12 protein-coding genes are annotated in these 16285 nt (G+C 42.1%); 6 read left to right on the top strand and 6 right to left on the bottom strand.

The genetic code is table 11. The annotated features are described in order from the left end of the window. Positions 1-529: 529 nt before the first annotated feature. Entirely contained in the window at positions 530-1264 is a 735-nt protein-coding gene (locus BMW53_RS11335) for a DUF6261 family protein (RefSeq protein ID WP_038558488.1), read from the bottom strand. Between the two features lie 830 nt (positions 1265-2094). On the opposite strand from BMW53_RS11335, the gene BMW53_RS11330 reads away from it, so the two are divergent. Both BMW53_RS11330 and BMW53_RS11325 read left to right on the top strand, forming a co-directional pair. Further along, on the top strand, positions 2095-3159 hold the full coding sequence (locus tag BMW53_RS11330; RefSeq protein WP_038558490.1) for a DUF262 domain-containing protein: 1065 nt from the start codon (positions 2095-2097) through the stop codon (positions 3157-3159). After that, the gene (locus BMW53_RS11325; RefSeq protein ID WP_038558491.1) at positions 3159-3785 is read left to right on the top strand and encodes a hypothetical protein; all 627 of its coding nucleotides are present in this window, start codon (positions 3159-3161) and stop codon (positions 3783-3785) included. Before BMW53_RS11330 ends, BMW53_RS11325 begins: the two co-directional genes overlap by 1 nt. Before the next feature lie 230 nt (positions 3786-4015). On the opposite strand, the gene BMW53_RS11320 is transcribed toward BMW53_RS11325, so the two are convergent. The 3 genes from BMW53_RS11320 to BMW53_RS11310 form a co-directional block, all read right to left on the bottom strand. Further along, a complete protein-coding gene (locus tag BMW53_RS11320; RefSeq protein WP_038558493.1) occupies positions 4016-5338 on the bottom strand; it encodes a DEAD/DEAH box helicase in 1323 nt (440 codons plus the stop codon). Positions 5339-5399: 61 nt separating this feature from the next. Beyond that, a complete protein-coding gene (gene dprA / locus BMW53_RS11315) occupies positions 5400-6503 on the bottom strand; it encodes a DNA-processing protein DprA (protein ID WP_038558495.1) in 1104 nt (367 codons plus the stop codon). A 19-nt stretch (positions 6504-6522) separates the two neighbouring features. Further along, a complete protein-coding gene (locus BMW53_RS11310; RefSeq protein ID WP_038558497.1) occupies positions 6523-6975 on the bottom strand; it encodes a hypothetical protein in 453 nt (150 codons plus the stop codon). A 97-nt stretch (positions 6976-7072) separates the two neighbouring features. On the opposite strand from BMW53_RS11310, the gene aroB reads away from it, so the two are divergent. Next, entirely contained in the window at positions 7073-8137 is a 1065-nt protein-coding gene (aroB, locus tag BMW53_RS11305) for a 3-dehydroquinate synthase (RefSeq protein WP_038558499.1), read from the top strand. A 36-nt stretch (positions 8138-8173) separates the two neighbouring features. Beyond that, complete coding sequence (locus BMW53_RS11300) at positions 8174-9409, top strand: 3-phosphoshikimate 1-carboxyvinyltransferase (protein ID WP_038558501.1); 1236 nt, start codon at positions 8174-8176, stop codon at positions 9407-9409. Positions 9410-9493: 84 nt separating this feature from the next. On the opposite strand, the gene BMW53_RS11295 is transcribed toward BMW53_RS11300, so the two are convergent. Then, the gene (locus tag BMW53_RS11295) at positions 9494-10588 is read right to left on the bottom strand and encodes an acyltransferase family protein (protein WP_038558510.1); all 1095 of its coding nucleotides are present in this window, start codon (positions 10586-10588) and stop codon (positions 9494-9496) included. Between the two features lie 463 nt (positions 10589-11051). After that, positions 11052-11498: a nucleoside deaminase gene (locus tag BMW53_RS11290; protein WP_038558512.1), complete on the bottom strand. Its 447-nt coding sequence runs from the start codon at positions 11496-11498 to the stop codon at positions 11052-11054. Between the two features lie 353 nt (positions 11499-11851). Here BMW53_RS11290 and aspS point away from each other — a divergent pair, with 353 nt between their 5' ends. Both aspS and gltA read left to right on the top strand, forming a co-directional pair. Then, entirely contained in the window at positions 11852-13609 is a 1758-nt protein-coding gene (gene aspS / locus BMW53_RS11285) for an aspartate--tRNA ligase (RefSeq protein ID WP_038558514.1), read from the top strand. Between the two features lie 165 nt (positions 13610-13774). Further along, positions 13775-16039, top strand: a complete 2265-nt coding sequence (gene gltA / locus BMW53_RS11280) for an NADPH-dependent glutamate synthase (protein WP_038564624.1) — start codon at positions 13775-13777, stop codon at positions 16037-16039. The last annotated feature ends 246 nt before the right edge of the window (positions 16040-16285 follow it).

Raw genomic sequence — 16285 nt, 5'->3', positions numbered from 1 at the left:
TTTTGTGATATCGTCTTGGTTAAACTATTTTCAGTCATTGCCGTTACTGTCCAATTTTTTAAATGGGCATCGATTCCTATATAAATGTTTTGTCCCTGAAAACTAATTGTTTTAACTTTCCCTTGCATAAGTGTTCATCTTTTTTTGTTTCGCAAAAACTAATTTACAAAACTTGGATGCTTATGCACTTTTACAAACATACAGCCTTTCGGGAGCTCCCCTCACGAGGGGAGCCGGCTACCAGGTTACACTAAGCGTTTCAATGAAGCTGTTTTCCCTTTTAAGGGAAAATGTCGATAGACAAAAGGGTAGTGTTTTTAATCAATCTCTTGACCCTGCACCCTTTCGGGAGCTTCTCTCGCGAAATGTCGATAGTTGAGCTTGCGAAATCCCGTACTTTACGTCGGGGACAAAGGGGTAGGGTTTAAAATTGCTGACGGCATCAACAAAATCCGGCCCACCCCAAAAAGGGCAGGCCGGAAAGATCAAAAATTTATGTCAAATAAGAAGATCTCGGTTGGATTGAAACTTATTCCGTGTCGTCGTTATCGTTCTCGTGGTTGCCACTGTTGTTTTGACTTTGTTTGGCAGCGGCATTGGCTTCGGCGATGTATTGCGACACTTCGGCCACCACCTCGTCGATGTTTTGTGGTTCTTGCATGGCTTGCATGGTATTCAGAATATTTTCCAGCAGTTCGAGCGATGTTTTCAGGTCTTTAAAAACCTGGGCATCTTGTACGGTATCGTCGGCCGAGCGGGCAGCACTGCGTTGCGTTGTTGCCGTTACATAAGCCTTGTTATCGTTATCCAGCTCGGTAAGCCAATCGGTAATGTGGGTAGTTGCCAGGTGTGGGGCGTTTTTGGGTTTTCGCAGGTCGGCCAGCAAACTCTCAGTAGCCGCAGTTTGTTTATCGCGGGACATGTTATAAAGTTTTAGGTCATTTTTTTCAAACTCGGGCCAAAGCGCTTCGCAGGCGGTGCGATAGGCTTCGTTCTGACGGCGTAAGCCGGCTTGAATTGTATCGCGCAACGAGCGGTAGGTGTTATCACGGCGTAAATCGGCTGCTGTTACAATTTCGGTAAGCGGTGTTTTTTTAGTACTGCCAATGGCCTGAACGGCGGTTTCGGCTTGTTGGATCAGGCGAGTAAGTATGTTCGCCATTAGTGGACTTTCGGCAAGATTTGAGCCTAAAAGCATAACGATTTTTTGAACCAATGCAGTTAATGCTGCAAGTGTAAAATAGGAGAAATAAATTTTTTTCATGATTTAGAAATTTATTATGTGTTAAGTAATTAGTCTTCAATTTACGGGCTATAGTTCAAAAAGACAATAGCTGGCATAATTTTTTTACAATACCAGTTGGTGATGGAAGAATTTGATGGCTTATTTTGTTGCCGACGGCTGTCGGGTTGAAAACTGACGGTTTATTTTGTTGCCGACGGCTGTCGGGTTAAAAACTGATGGTTTATTTTGTTGCCGACGGCTGTCGAGTTAAAAACTGATGGTTTATTTTGTTGCCGACGGCTGTCGGGTTGAAAATCGATGGTTTATTTTGTTGCCGACGGCTGTCGAGTTAAAAACTGATGGCTTATTTTGTTGCCGACGGCTGTCGGGTTAAAAACTGATGGCTTATTTTGTTGTCGACAGCTGTCGGGTTAAAAACTGATGGCTTATTTTGTTGTCGACGGCTGTCGGGTTAAAAACTGACGGTTTATTTTGTTGTCGACGGCTGTCGGGTTCCAGCTCAACGGTGATTTCTCCTTACGCTGTGCGGTGCAGAAAGCTTATGTTAACAGTTTTTACCCCCTAACTGCCTGAAACATAAAAAATATGTTTAGCTTTAAAGCACTAAAAACCAATAGTAGTGAATACTCGCCCTGCAATAACAGTAAAAAACAAGAAGAATAGATTAAGTGTGTTTTGCATTCCTCATGAGGAGTGGAAAAGCATTTTTTGTAATACGATAAGGAAAATTACAGCACTTGATGGCGGTATGCAGTAGCTAGGCAGCATTATGAAAAAACCAAGATTCTACTAATCAATGAATCCAATGAAAAAAATGATAAATTTGAGCTAAATCAAAAAAAGCAAGAATGAAAAATTTTGACACAAGAACGTACAACATATCTGATTTTATTGAATGGAGTGATAATGGACTTTTAGAACTTTCGCCAGATTTTCAAAGAAGGTCCGTTTGGACAGAAAAAGCAAAATCATATTTGGTAGATACAATTTTAAGATGCAAACCTATTCCTAAGATTTTAATTACGCAAAATTTGCAAGGAGCCAAGAATGTTCGTGTGGTTGTTGACGGGCAGCAAAGATTAAGAACGATTCTTGGATTTTATAATGGCGATTTCAAAATTAGTAGAGTTCATAACAAAGATTTTGGTGGTAGAACTTTTGATGAGTTACCAGAGGAAGTCCAAAATGAATTTCTAAAATATGAACTTGGAGTAGATATTTTATTTGATTTACCATATGAAGATATACTTGATATTTTTGCAAGAATAAATTCTTACACTGTTAAGTTAAAACCACAAGAAATCCTTAACGCGAGATATGTTGGGTATTTTAAACAAATTGTTTTTGGATACGGATTGAAATATGTAAAATACTACATCGACGGAAGTGTTTTAACTCGTGCAAATGTGACCAGAATGGCAGAAGCAGAATTAACAGCAGACTTATTTGTTGCTTTAATTGATACTGTTAGGACAAATAAAGGTATTGAGAATTATTACAAAAAATATGAAGAAGAAGAGGATAGTTTGCCTGAAGCAGCCCAAATGTTTGACAAAACTATGTCATATATTGGTTCTATCTATCCTCCTTTAGAATTAGCAAATACAAATTGGAAAAGACCTCAATTATTTTATACCCTTTTTACAAGTATTGCTCATTGCTTATATGGATTAAATGGTCTTAACAAAGATTCTCGAATAAAAATCAATGAGAAATCCATTGGTAAATTAAGAGTAATTCTTGATGAAATTTCGTTGAAATTTGATGAGTACACAGAGGATAAAGACGCTGAAATCCCAACTGGATATAAAGATTTTATTAATTATTCTAGGAGAGGCACAACTGACACCGCAGCAAGAACTTCAAGGGCAAATTTTCTTTGCAAAAAAATCCAAAATTCTCTTTCAGAATAATGGTAAGAAAAAGGATAAAAATATCTGCAGCTTATAATGATTTCAATAAAGAATTGAATAGACTAAAGTCATTTGATAGACAGAATCAAATTAACTTCCAAAATAGGTCACTTTCAAAAAAACAACTTCATTTTTTAACTGAATCCATTTTTTTCAATAGTTTCAGAGAATATGAAAATTTTGTTAGAGATGTGTTTTTATTATATACACAGGAGAAGAAAAACTCAAATAATGACAATGTTAAGTCATATTTAAAACCAAAAGATTTTGAACATGCAGAGCAATTAATTCAATCATCAATGAGTATTGTTGATTGGAATAGTCCTGATAGAATCATCACGCGTTCTGAATTATACTTAAAAGATGGCTTCCCGGTAAAAATCCCTTACTCATCAAATCGCACAAAGCTTTCTTCATATCGGATTTTAAGAAATCAAATCGCACATAATTCAAGCGTATCTTTAAAAAATTATATAAAAGTCCTGCGTGCATATTATGGCACTAATCCTTTGACAATTCCTTCCGTTGGAGAATATTTATTATTAAACTCACATACAAATCCTCATAACTATAATTTATTAGATTTTTTTGACACACTAGAAGATATGGCAAATAGATTAAAATAACGACTGCCAAGCAAAAGCTTTATCTAATGCGGGGTGCAGTGCGTAATCAAACGGCTGTGCTTCGTTGCAACACCGCCAATTCGTCTTTGACGATTTGGCTATAAAAACAAAATTTGAATAAACGAATTGGCTCAGTGGCAGACTGACAGGGAAGTATTTCAAAGTCGCGCACTACACTAGGTACTACCCAAAAAGCAAAAAAGCCAACGAAAATCATCGTTGGCAATTTTTTATTTCCTTCTTTTCTTCCTTTTCTGCCGTTCTTTTGTTCGCGAAAATTTATCTTCGAACGAACGTTTCGATGAGCCTTTTCGTTTTTTCTGATGAAAAGCGCCCTGAAACGTAGGATCGTCGATTTTTCGCTGACGGTCGATCTCGCGCAGCATATCCTGGCTTTCTTTAAACTCCGATTCAACCACTTCTATCCCTTCGGGCAAATCCAGCAGCTGAATTTCCTGGCGCATTAAACTTTCAATCTTTTTCCAGTGCCACTCGGCCGACGGGTCGATTAAAGTAATGGCATCGCCTTTATTTCCGGCACGTGCTGTTCGGCCAATCCGGTGAATATAGTCGTCGTAATCATTTGGCAAATCAAAGTTAATAACGTGGCTCACCTGGCTCACATCCATACCCCGCGCCGAAACATCGGTAGTAATCAGTATTCGGACTTCACCACTTTTGAAAGCCTGAATGGAATTAATCCGCGAGTTTTGTGCTTTGTTTGAATGGAGAATTCGTTTTTCGCCTTCCGCTTTTCGCTGAACCACTTTAAAAACGCCCTCGGCATGTTCTTTTGTTTTCACAAAAATTACCACACGCGTAAATTTCTCTTCATCCTGAAGCAGGTGTTTGATGAGGTTTAGCTTTGTACGATAATTCGGCACTTTGTAGCAGGTTTGCGTTACCAGCCCAACCGGTGTTGCCGATGGTGCTACTTCCAATTTATCGTAATGATCCAGAAATTCTTCTGCAAGTTTTTCAATTTTTTCCGAGAAGGTAGCCGAGAACAACAGGTTTTGCCTTTTCGACGGAATAATTTCCTGCAGTTGTTTGATCTGGGGTATAAATCCCATGTCGAGCATACGGTCGGCTTCATCGATTACCAGGTATTTTACCTTTTTTAATCGCAGCGCACCTGCCTGGTACAAATCCCACAGACGGCCGGGTGTAGCCACCAGAATATCGATTCCCGGCTCCAGCAAAGCTGCATGTTTTGTCCAGCCAATACCGCCAAATACCGCAGCATGGCGCAACTCCGAGTAACTTGTTAATTCGGCAATATCTTCACCTACCTGAATTGAAAGTTCGCGTGTAGGAACAAGAATTACCACGCGCGGATCAGTTCCTTCAGGCTTTTTTAAACGGGTAAGTAAAGGAAGCAGGTAAGCCGCCGTTTTTCCGGTTCCGGTTTGTGCCACACCAACAATATTCACCCCCGAATTAATTTTCGGAATTGCTTTTTGCTGAATAGGAGTGGGTGTTGTAAACCCAATGTCATCCAGCGATTTTAATATCGATTTTGCAACTTTTAAATCTTCAAAAGTCTTTTCCATTCTATAAAATTTAGAAAACAGCATTGTCTGTTTGGGTGCAAAATTAGAAAATAAAGCCGACTTACCTCAATTTGTACATTTTACCGGGAAGCGCGGTTAGCAGGTTTTTGAATTCGAGGTTTAATAACATCGCTGAAACACGACTCACCGGAAGTTTTATTTCTGCCGAAATCTGATCGATAAAAAGTTCGCCTTTTGCTTTTAACAGATCTACAACTTTTTGTTCATCGGGGTTTAAGTCGATAAACAAACTCGATTGCACGGCGTCAACTTTGTCGGTTTTTTCCCAGCCCATAAAATATTCCAGATCGTTAATGCCTTCAATTAATGTAGCGCCGTTATTTCTGATCAGCAGGTTACAGCCTTTCGAGTAAGTGTCGCCGGCGCGCCCCGGGAAGGCAAAAACATCGCGGTGATACGATGAGGCAATGTCGGCGGTAATTAGCGAGCCTCCTTTTTGGGCCGATTCCACCACAATTGTTGCATCGGCCAATCCGGCAATAATACGGTTGCGTTTAATAAAATTGGCCGGGTCAATTTTGGTGTTGCTCGGGAAGTCAGTAACAATGCCACCACATTCCAACATTTTTTGTGCAGTTTGCTGGTGTATAGCGGGGTAAAGCGTGTCGAGGCCATGAGCAATTACTCCAACAGTTGGCAGCTTGTAATTCAGGGCACAACGGTGGGCTTGTACATCAATGCCATAAGCCAGACCACTTACGATAACAATATTGTATTTCCGTTCGGCAAATTCGCGGCAAAGATTTTCTACGATTGACCGCCCGTATTCGGTAGCGTTGCGCGTGCCCACAATGCTGATTACCCGCTCCGAATCAAGATTCATATTCCCCTTCGTGTAAATAATAAGCGGTGCATCAATACAGCCTTTTAAGCGGCGCGGATAAGTGGCATCGGTATAAAAGTGAAGGTCTATTCCGTTTTTATCAATGTATTCCAGCTCTTTTTCAGCTTTAGGCAATACATCGCTTTTCTTTATCTGGCGGGCGTAAGCTTCTCCAATTCCGGGAACTTTTGTTAAGGCTTTGGCCGATTGCGCAAAAACACCTTCGGCGCTGCCAATGTAGGCCACCAGGTTGCGGGCAAGAATGCCTCCAATATTGGGAAGCATCGATAGGGCCACTTTGTATTTAAGTTCTTCGTTCATAAGTGCAGGGAGCTCCGATTTATGTTTTTAGGATTGAATTCAGCGATTCCTGAATACGTTTACGATCTTCAATATTTAAACCAGCTAAGCTTACAGTCGGATATTCAGCTATTCCTCTGTCGGTTTTTATTACCAAGGTTAAATCGGATAGGTTTCCAAAAAATGAATTTTCGAAGAGTGCTTTTCTTAAACGGTACTGTGGAAATTCAATGGAATTATAGGCCTTCCCGGTAAAACTGATCACTTTGTAATAACGAAGAATAATTTTGTCTGCATCGTCGGAATATTCGATGTATTGATAATCGGCCACATGAAAATAAAGGTACCACATGGAAAAGATGCCCAATCCGGCCAGTGCATACATAACATGGTTGAGTAAAAATAGCGCCAGAATACCCAGTGCAATTAGTATGGAAACCAGGAAAAATATTTTTTTGATCTTCGAAACCTTTTCGGTGTTTTTTATTGTCATTGTTCGTTATTAAATATCTAAAACTATTATCGCGAGCATCCTCAAAAAAAGGCAATGCCATTTTTATTGTAACTTTATCGCAATTTAGCAGCTACTTATGGGAAATTCAAAAATTTACTCTAAAATAATTTACAGCCGAAAGTTGGAACAGGAACTTCAGGCTTATATCAATAACTATCCGAAGGGCAAAGTATTTCTGGCAACAGAAGAAACTGTGGATAAACTTTGGATAGCCAAACTGGATAATTTTCTGGCAGAAAACAGCATAAAAAAGGTTGTTGTTCCGGCCGGTGAGAACAATAAAAAGATTGGCTCGGTTGAAATCCTCTGGCAGTTTTTGTCGGAAAACGAGGGCGACCGCAAATCGTTGCTTATTAATATTGGCGGCGGAATGCTTACCGATCTTGCCGGTTTTGCAGCCAGTACCTTTAAACGCGGAATTGATTTTTTGAACGTTCCAACAACCTTACTTTCGCAGGTTGATGCATCGGTTGGCGGAAAAACCGGGTTTAATTTTAACGGCCTAAAAAACGAAATTGGCGTATTTAAAGAGCCGGTTGCCGTTGTAATCAATACTGATTTTTTGAAAACCATCGATCGCAACAATTTTATTTCGGGTTTTGCTGAAATGATCAAACACGGACTGATTCACAGTCCGGAGCATTTGGCAGAGCTTAAAGAATTTGATTTCGACCATATTGATTACGACCTGTTGCAGGAGATTATCCGCCATTCGGTGAATGTGAAAGAACATTTTGTGGCTAACGACTTAACGGAAAACAACATCCGTAAAGCACTGAATTTTGGGCACACGGTTGGCCATGCTTTCGAAAGTCTGGCCATGAAACAAAACCGGCCAATACTACACGGTTATGCCGTTGCTTATGCCATGATAGCCGAACTTTTTCTATCTGTAAATAGGTGTGGGTTCCCGCAAACCGATTGCGATGAGCTGACCAAATGGATGCTGGATATTTACGGTAAGTTCGAAATTGAAGAATCAGATTTTGAAGCTTTGTATCAATTAATGACGCACGACAAAAAGAACGAATCGGGACGAATTAACTTTACACTGCTTCCAAAAGTTGGCGAAATTGCCATAAATCAGAATTGCAGCAAAGAGCTGATTCTGGAAGCGCTTAAATACTATAAAAGTCTGTAATCGACAGACCTAATTAACCTCATTATTACTTCTGACATGATTTACCAGGTAAAAACCGATAGAAAAGAAATTAAGGGAACCATTAATCTTCCGGCATCAAAAAGTATTAGCAACCGGGCACTAATTATAAATGCTTTGAGTTACAGCCCGTATCCGATTCGAAACCTGTCGGACAGCGACGACACCAAAGTGTTGCAGTCGGCACTGTTTTCCAACAGCAATAAATTCGATATCGGACATGCCGGAACAGCCATGCGTTTTCTTACCGCCTTTCTGGCAAAAATTGTTGGCGAGTGGGAGATCACCGGATCGGAGCGCATGCAGCAACGCCCCATTTCTATTTTGGTAGATGCGCTAAATCAGTTGGGAGCAAAAATTGAATACCTTGGTAATGAGGGGTGTCCGCCACTGAAGATTTTGGGTTCGCATTTAAAAGGACAAACCATTGAGTTGGACGGAAGTGTATCGAGCCAGTATATTTCGGCGCTTTTGCTCATTGCTCCAACCATTGAAAACGGACTGACCCTAAGGCTGAAAGGCAATATCACGTCGCGCTCGTACATAAAACTTACGCTGGAACTGATGGCAAAATTTGGCATTCAGTACCGTTGGGACGATAACGAGATTTTTGTGCCGGAACAAAAATATTTTGCCCTGGATTTTACCTGTGAAGCCGATTGGTCGGGAGCTTCGTACTGGTACCAGATTATGGCACTGGTTGACAACGGTGAAGTTTTGCTGGAAAATCTGTTACTCGACAGTTTGCAGGGCGATGCCCATATTGCATCCTGGTTCGAGCAGTTTGGCGTTACTTCAACACAAAAAGCAGAGGGGGTTCTGTTGGCAAAAAACAAAAACCGACAGCCGGAGAAACTGGTGCTTGATTTTATTGAAAATCCCGATGTGGCGCAAACCATGGCGTGTTTGTGTGTAGCTAAAAATATTCCGTTTCACTTTTCAGGTTTAAAAACTTTGAAGATCAAAGAAACCGACCGGATTGCGGCGCTGCAAAAAGAGCTGGCAAAATTTGGAGCTTCCATAGCCGAACCTGAGTTTGGAGAACTGGCCTGGGATGGAAAGCTGGATCAGGAACAAAAGGAAGAAAATCCAATTATAAATACTTACCACGATCACCGGATGGCCCTGGCTTTTGCCCCAATGGCTTTGGCGGGCTTTTCGATGCGAATTGATGATCCGATGGTAGTTACCAAGTCGTATCCGGGCTTTTGGGAAGATTTGAAACAGGTGGGTTTTTCGGTTGAAGCGGATTAGAACGCAGATGACGCTGATTGATAAGATAATCGCTGATAAAACGCTGTGAAAATCATTTTTATCAGTGTCATCCGTGTTCAAATCTTATAATTTTATAAATATCTTCTTTTTATAAAGTATCCAGGCCGGGATAAAATTAAAGCCAATAAACAGGGCGGCAAATAAAAAGCTACCCAGTTCCAAACTCCAACCGGCGTTTTCAAACCAATTCATCCAGTGGTTGTTTAGGCTGCTTCCGCCAAATTTCCAGGAGTAAAAAGGCAGACGCCAAACATCAGCCAAAACATAAACGGCAATGGCGTTCGAGCCAAATATAATTCCCGGTTTGGTTAAACGCGTGCGGCCAAGCATATCAACAAAAAAGATGCTCGCTGCCAAAACCATTCCGGCCAATCCGGAGGTAACCAGCACAAACGAGCTGGTCCAGATATTCTTATTAATTGGGAAAATATAATTCCAGAAAAAACCAATGATAAAAGCAAAAAACGAGAAGGCGAAAAGGTAAATGACTTTTCGTTCGGCAGTCATTTTGCTGAGTATTAAATGACCTGCGAGCATGCCGGTAATTCCGGTTGCAATGGCCGGAAGTGTACTTAAAAGTCCTTCAGGATCCCAGGTTTTCTGCCATAAATAGCCGGGCAGAAATTTACTGTCGATCCAGGCGGCAATGTTGGCACCGGGCTCCAGCATAACTTTTCCGTAACCGGGTGTTGGTATGAATAGCATCACCAGCCAGTAAATTACCAGTATAGCTCCGGCAACTATGGCCTGTGTTTTCCATTTCGAGTTCAGAAACAGAAAGGCACAGGCTAAAAACACGATGGCAATTCGCTGCAGTACTCCGGCAATCCGTACCTCTTCGAAGCTGAAGCTGGGGAACAACCAAAGCAAAATACCAACTGCAAATATTTTTATCGAGCGAAAAACGATTTTTTTGTACATCGGGCCTTTAGCAACTCCGGCGTTCAGGCGTTTTGTATATGCCAATGCAATTGATACACCAACGATAAAAATGAAAAAAGGAAATATCAGGTCGGTTGGTGTTAAACCATTCCAGCTGGCGTGTTTCAGTGGCGGATAAATATGTGCCCATGTTGCAGGGTTGTTAACCATAATCATTGCGGCAATTGTAAATCCGCGGAAGGCATCAAGCGAAATAAGTCTTTTAAATTCAGTCATTTTATTTAATTGGTATGGTAAGGAATTCTAATAGGTCTAAAATTGTTTTAGAAAATATTAGAAAGTCAAACTTAGCAAAAATATTGAGAGGAGAAAGATGGCCGTTTTAAATTATTCGAGGAGTTCAAAGATATGAGAACGAGACTTGATTCTAATTTGCTCCTCCTGCCAGGAGGAGTGCACGTCTATGCCGGGCACTGTCATTACGTTAAGGCTGTAAGCCTATGTTAATTCAGCCCAAGGCAACGCCTTGGGGACAAGGATTGATGTTTTTTGGTCGCCCTGATAGGGCGGCTAAATTGCCCTTTCAGGGCGCTGTTCTTGTTTGTCGCTTATTACCCAATGCGTTGCATAGGGTTAAAATAAATATAATTTTCAGTCATTTTGTTCATTAACTTAATGACATTGCTATGCCCGGGGGAGGCGGTGTAATGGATGTTACAGATGATGTGGTCTGAGCTTTTTATTTTCGTTTTTTCTGAAAAAACTCCTGCAATAATTCAGCGCACTCGGTTTCAAAAACACCACTAACAATCTCTGTTTTTGGGTGAAGTGCTTTGGCTGCAAACTTTTTAAAACCACGTTTTTCGTCGGAGGCACCATAAACGATTTTTCCAATTTGTGACCAACCCAGCGCTCCGGCACACATTACACAGGGTTCGAGTGTTACATAAAGCGTGCAGTCGTTCAGGTATTTTCCGCCCATCAAGTTGGCAGCAGCAGTAATGGCCTGCATTTCGGCATGCGCAGTTACGTCATTCAGGGTTTCGGTAAGGTTGTGGGCACGTGCAATTATTTTTCCTTTTGATACCACCACGGCTCCCACCGGAATTTCGCCTTCGTCAAAAGCCTGAACAGCTTCTGCAAAGGCCTTTTTCATAAAATATTCGTCGTTAAACGGTTCAATCATAATCCAGAAATATTACTGCGAAGTAAATAAATCTTTGTGTTACTTCGTATCTTCTTCGAGTAACTTTGTGGTTAATTTCTCTTTTCGGCTACAAAGATTCTCCAATAACAAGATAGAACTACAGAATTCGCTGAAAAGCTGCTAAATGTTTCAGGTATAATTGCCAAAATATCACTATTTTCGCACCCTGAATAATATTGCAAGAAAACGTAGGTGTCTGATAAGAAAAGCGCAAATTCAAGGCTTGCGAAGACCGAAAAAACGGAGTTTACTAATGTAATCGAGTATTTTTCGGGCTGGCATGATGCCGAGGTTGAGCTTTTGTTGCAGACATTAAATAAAAGAAAGATATCATGTACAGAACACATACTTGTGGCGAACTTCGAATAGAGAATGCAGGAAATGAAGTAACTCTGGCCGGTTGGGTGCAACGCGTCCGCGACCTGGGAGCCATGACTTTTGTTGATTTACGCGACCGCTACGGGATTACCCAGCTGGTGGTTGACGAGAATACCGATAAAGCAGTTGCCGAAGCACTTGAGCAGTTGGGACGCGAATTTGTGATCCAGGCAAAGGGAACAGTTCGCGAGCGTCAGAGCAAAAACAAAAATATTCCAACCGGCGAAGTGGAAATCGCTTTATCGGAGATAAAAGTGTTAAGCCCGGCAGAACTTCCGCCGTTTACCATTCAGGACGATACAGATGGTGGCGACGATTTGCGGATGAAATACCGTTACCTCGATTTGCGCCGCGATGTAGTACGTGAAAACCTGGTGTTACGTTCGAAAATGGCTCATGCCGTTCGCAATTACCTGAATGCAAAAGATTTTATTGAAACGGAAACGCCGGTATTAATTAAATCGACTCCTGAAGGAGCACGCGATTTTATTGTTCCATCGCGTATGAACGAAGGCCAGTTTTATGCATTGCCACAGTCGCCGCAAACATTTAAGCAGTTGTTGATGATTGCCGGTTTCGACCGCTACTATCAGATTGTAAAGTGTTTCCGCGACGAAGACCTGCGTGCCGACCGTCAGCCGGAGTTTACACAAATCGACTGCGAAATGTCGTTTGTAGAGCAGAAAGATGTGCTGGAAATGTTTGAAGGATTAACCCGCCACATGTTCAAAGAAACGCTGAATGTGGAAGTGGATGAATTCCCTTGGATGCCTTATGCTGAAGCCATGGAGAAATACGGATCGGACAAACCCGACACCCGTTTCGAAATGCTGATCAACGATATTACCGAAACTGTAAAGGGAAAAGATTTTGTGGTGTTCGACTCGGCCGAATACATTGGTGCCATTTGTGCCAAAGGATGCGCCGAATACACACGCAAACAACTTGATGGCCTGACCAATTGGGTAAAACGCCCGCAAATTGGTGCCAAAGGTTTGGTTTATGTGAAGTGTAACGAGGACGGTTCATTCAAATCGTCGGTAGATAAGTTTTACTCGCAAGACGACCTGAAAGACTGGGCCGAAAAAACCGGTGCTGAAGCCGGCGACCTGATTTTGGTAATGAGTGGCGACAAAAAACACATGCTGGATGCATTGGGTGAGTTGCGCCTTGAAATGGGTAAACAACTTGGATTGCGCGACAAAAATGTGTTTAAACCATTGTGGGTTGTTGACTTCCCGTTATTGGAGTGGGACGAAGATACCAAACGTTTTTACGCGATGCACCACCCGTTCACCTCGCCAAAACCTGAGGATATTCCACTGATGGAAACAGATCCGGGTAAAGTACGTGCCAATGCTTATGATCTGGTTATTAATGGTGTTGAAATCGGTGGTGGTTCAGTTCGTATTTTTGATGCTGAGTTGCAATCGAAAATGTTTAGCCTGCTTGGTTTTACCAAAGAAGAGGCCGAAGCACAGTTTGGATTCCTGATGAATGCCTTTAAATATGGTGCGCCGCCACACGCCGGAATCGCTTTTGGTTTCGACCGTTTGGTGTCGTTATTTGCCGGCTTGGATACGATTCGCGACGTTATTGCTTTCCCGAAAAACAATTCCGGCCGCGATGTAATGATCGATTCACCATCGGCAGTTGCCGAAGCTCAGTTGGAGGAACTAAATCTGAAACTGGATTTAAAAGAAAAGAAGTAATTTCTACCACATACAATTGATTTAAAGGAGCCTTCTCGGGCTCCTTTTTTGTTGAAACCGTTAAATCTGACGAAGAATAACAAAAGTTTGTATCGTTGATTAAACTTCCGGTTAATTTTGCACGAAAATCAAAAAACAGAAGGCCAACCTTTACTCATAAAAATTATGCATAAAATAGTACGAAAAAGAATACTGAACCCTGCCGTTGAGGAGATCGTTGTAGAAGCGCCTTACGTGGCCAGGAAATGTCAACCCGGACAATTTATTATCATTATTGTTGAAGAAGGTGGCGAGCGCATTCCTTTAACGATTGCCGATTATAATCGTGAAGAGCAGTCGGTAACAATGATTTACCAGGTTGTAGGGCACTCAACAAAGTTGCTTCAGCAGAAAAATGTGGGTGATTATATTAGCGATGTTGCCGGCCCGCTGGGATTACCTTGTGTGGATCACAAGCCCAAAAAAGTACTTGCAATTGGCGGTGGCGTTGGTGCCGCTCCGTTGTATCCGCAAATAAAAATGCATGCTGAAAACGGCGCTGAAATTGATGTGGTTCTGGGAGGTAGAAGCTTCGAATTTGTAATTCTGCAGGAAGAATTCTCGAAACTGGCAAACCATGTATTTGTTGCCACTGATGATGGAAGTCTTGGAACGAAGGGTTTTGTTACTACGGTTGCGCAAAAATTGTTGGAGGAAGGAAATCAATACGATGAAGTAATTGCCATTGGACCGATTCCGATGATGAAAGCGGTGGTTAATGTGGTAAAACCATTTAATATTCCGATTTCTGTTTCCTTGAATCCTTTGATGGTGGATGGAACCGGAATGTGCGGCGGTTGCCGTGTAACCATTGCCGGAAAAACAAAATTTGCCTGCGTTGATGGCCCCGATTTTAATGGTTACGAGGTAGATTTCGACGAGATTACAGGCCGTCAGGGAATGTACAAAGATCAGGAAAACGGCCATAAATGCAGAATCGGCTTGTCGGGTGAAAATAATAAAGCAGCAAAGCCTGCTGCGCCACTAGCTGCCCAAATGAAAGGCAAATTTAATATGCAGCCACAAAGAACGCCAATGCCGGAGCTCGACCCGATTGAACGCAGTAAATCGTTTGGTGAAGTGGCCATGGGCTATTCGGTGGAAGAGGCGATAAACGAAGCTAAACGTTGTATTCAGTGTAAACGACCTTCGTGTGTAAGCGGTTGCCCGGTAAATGTGAATATCCCCGAGTTTATTGGTCATATTGCACAAGGCGATTTTCAGGAAGCGTACAAAAGCATCAAATCATACAATAGTTTGCCGGCCGTTTGTGGCCGTGTGTGCCCGCAGGAAAACCAGTGCGAAGCCATTTGTGTGCGCGGCAAAAAAGATGAACCTGTGGCCATTGGCCGTTTGGAGCGTTTTATTGCCGATTATGCACGTGAACATATTTTTGAAGAAGAAATACCACAGCACAATTCGGGAAGAAAAGTGGCTGTTATTGGCGCCGGACCTGCCGGAATTGCCTGTGCCGGCGAACTGGCAAAAAAAGGCCACGAGGTGGTTGTTTTCGAAGCGCTTCACACGCCCGGTGGGGTATTGATGTATGGTATTCCGGAATTCCGTTTACCCAAACAAATTGTGCGTGAAGAAATTGACTCCATTAAAAAGATGGGTGTTAAAATTGAGAAAAACGTAATCGTGGGAAAATCGCTTACTGTGGAAGATTTAAAAGTAGATGGTTTTGAAGCCATATTTATTTCTACTGGTGCAGGATTGCCACGTTTCCTGAATATTGAAGGCGAAAACCTGAATGGTGTGTATTCGGCCAACGAATTTCTGACCCGCGTGAACCTAATGGAATCGTTTAAGCGCGAAACACCAAGTCCTGTGCAGAAAGGCGACAAAGTAGCCGTTGTAGGTGGCGGTAATGTAGCAATGGATGCCTGCCGGACTGCCCTGCGTTTAGGAGCCGAAGAAGTTTTCATCATTTACCGACGTGGTGAAGATGAATTGCCGGCGCGGGCTGAAGAAATTGAACATGCCAAAGAAGAAGGCATTCAGTTTAAGTTGCTGGCCAACCCGGTAAAAATTCATGACAATGGTAACGGTTGGGTAGGAGCCATCGAAAATCAGCAAATGGAACTGGGCGAGCCCGATGCATCGGGACGGAGAAGGCCGGTGCCGGTTGAAGGCGAGACTTTTATGCTCGATGTAAATAAGGTTGTAATTGCGGTGGGGCAGTCGCCAAACCCCTTAATTACGCAAAGTACAAAAGGGCTTGATTTGCATTCGTGGGGCGGAATTATTGTGGATGAGCAAACCATGAAAACCAGCAAGGAAAATGTATATGCAGGAGGCGACGTGGTAACAGGTGCAGCAACCGTAATTCTGGCCATGGGAGCCGGAAAAACCGCAGCACAAGCTATCGATGAGCAATTGAATTCGTAGAGCCGTGATGGTTTCACTAAAAGTGAGGCTATCACTAGTGGCAAGTCAACTATGTTGTTACTTCGCTACGTCATGCTGAATTTATTTCAGCATCTCTTAATCAATAAGGATTCCGAAACAAGTTCGGAATGACGAATCCGAAGGTTGAGGATTGACTCAACACTAGTCTGGTACACTCTGGAGATCACAGAATATAAAATAGAAAGGAGCTTTCGGGCTCCTTTTTTATGGGAATTTTACGAAAGT

Source organism: Draconibacterium orientale, assembly GCF_900111425.1.
Taxonomy (GTDB): Bacteria; Bacteroidota; Bacteroidia; order Bacteroidales; family Prolixibacteraceae; genus Draconibacterium; species Draconibacterium orientale.
Note: the sequence above shows the minus strand (reverse complement) of the source record. Positions and strands in the feature narration are given on the sequence as shown.

Coding starts and splice junctions, on each gene's coding strand:
- gltA (WP_038564624.1), top strand. CDS start 13,775: ATGCATAAAATAGTACGAAAAAGAATACTGAACCCTGCCGTTGAGGAG.
- BMW53_RS11290 (WP_038558512.1), bottom strand. CDS start 11,498: ATGATTGAACCGTTTAACGACGAATATTTTATGAAAAAGGCCTTTGCA.
- BMW53_RS11335 (WP_038558488.1), bottom strand. CDS start 1,264: ATGAAAAAAATTTATTTCTCCTATTTTACACTTGCAGCATTAACTGCA.
- BMW53_RS11320 (WP_038558493.1), bottom strand. CDS start 5,338: ATGGAAAAGACTTTTGAAGATTTAAAAGTTGCAAAATCGATATTAAAA.
- aroB (WP_038558499.1), top strand. CDS start 7,073: ATGGGAAATTCAAAAATTTACTCTAAAATAATTTACAGCCGAAAGTTG.
- aspS (WP_038558514.1), top strand. CDS start 11,852: ATGTACAGAACACATACTTGTGGCGAACTTCGAATAGAGAATGCAGGA.
- BMW53_RS11300 (WP_038558501.1), top strand. CDS start 8,174: ATGATTTACCAGGTAAAAACCGATAGAAAAGAAATTAAGGGAACCATT.
- BMW53_RS11295 (WP_038558510.1), bottom strand. CDS start 10,588: ATGACTGAATTTAAAAGACTTATTTCGCTTGATGCCTTCCGCGGATTT.
- BMW53_RS11325 (WP_038558491.1), top strand. CDS start 3,159: ATGGTAAGAAAAAGGATAAAAATATCTGCAGCTTATAATGATTTCAAT.
- BMW53_RS11330 (WP_038558490.1), top strand. CDS start 2,095: ATGAAAAATTTTGACACAAGAACGTACAACATATCTGATTTTATTGAA.
- dprA (WP_038558495.1), bottom strand. CDS start 6,503: ATGAACGAAGAACTTAAATACAAAGTGGCCCTATCGATGCTTCCCAAT.
- BMW53_RS11310 (WP_038558497.1), bottom strand. CDS start 6,975: ATGACAATAAAAAACACCGAAAAGGTTTCGAAGATCAAAAAAATATTT.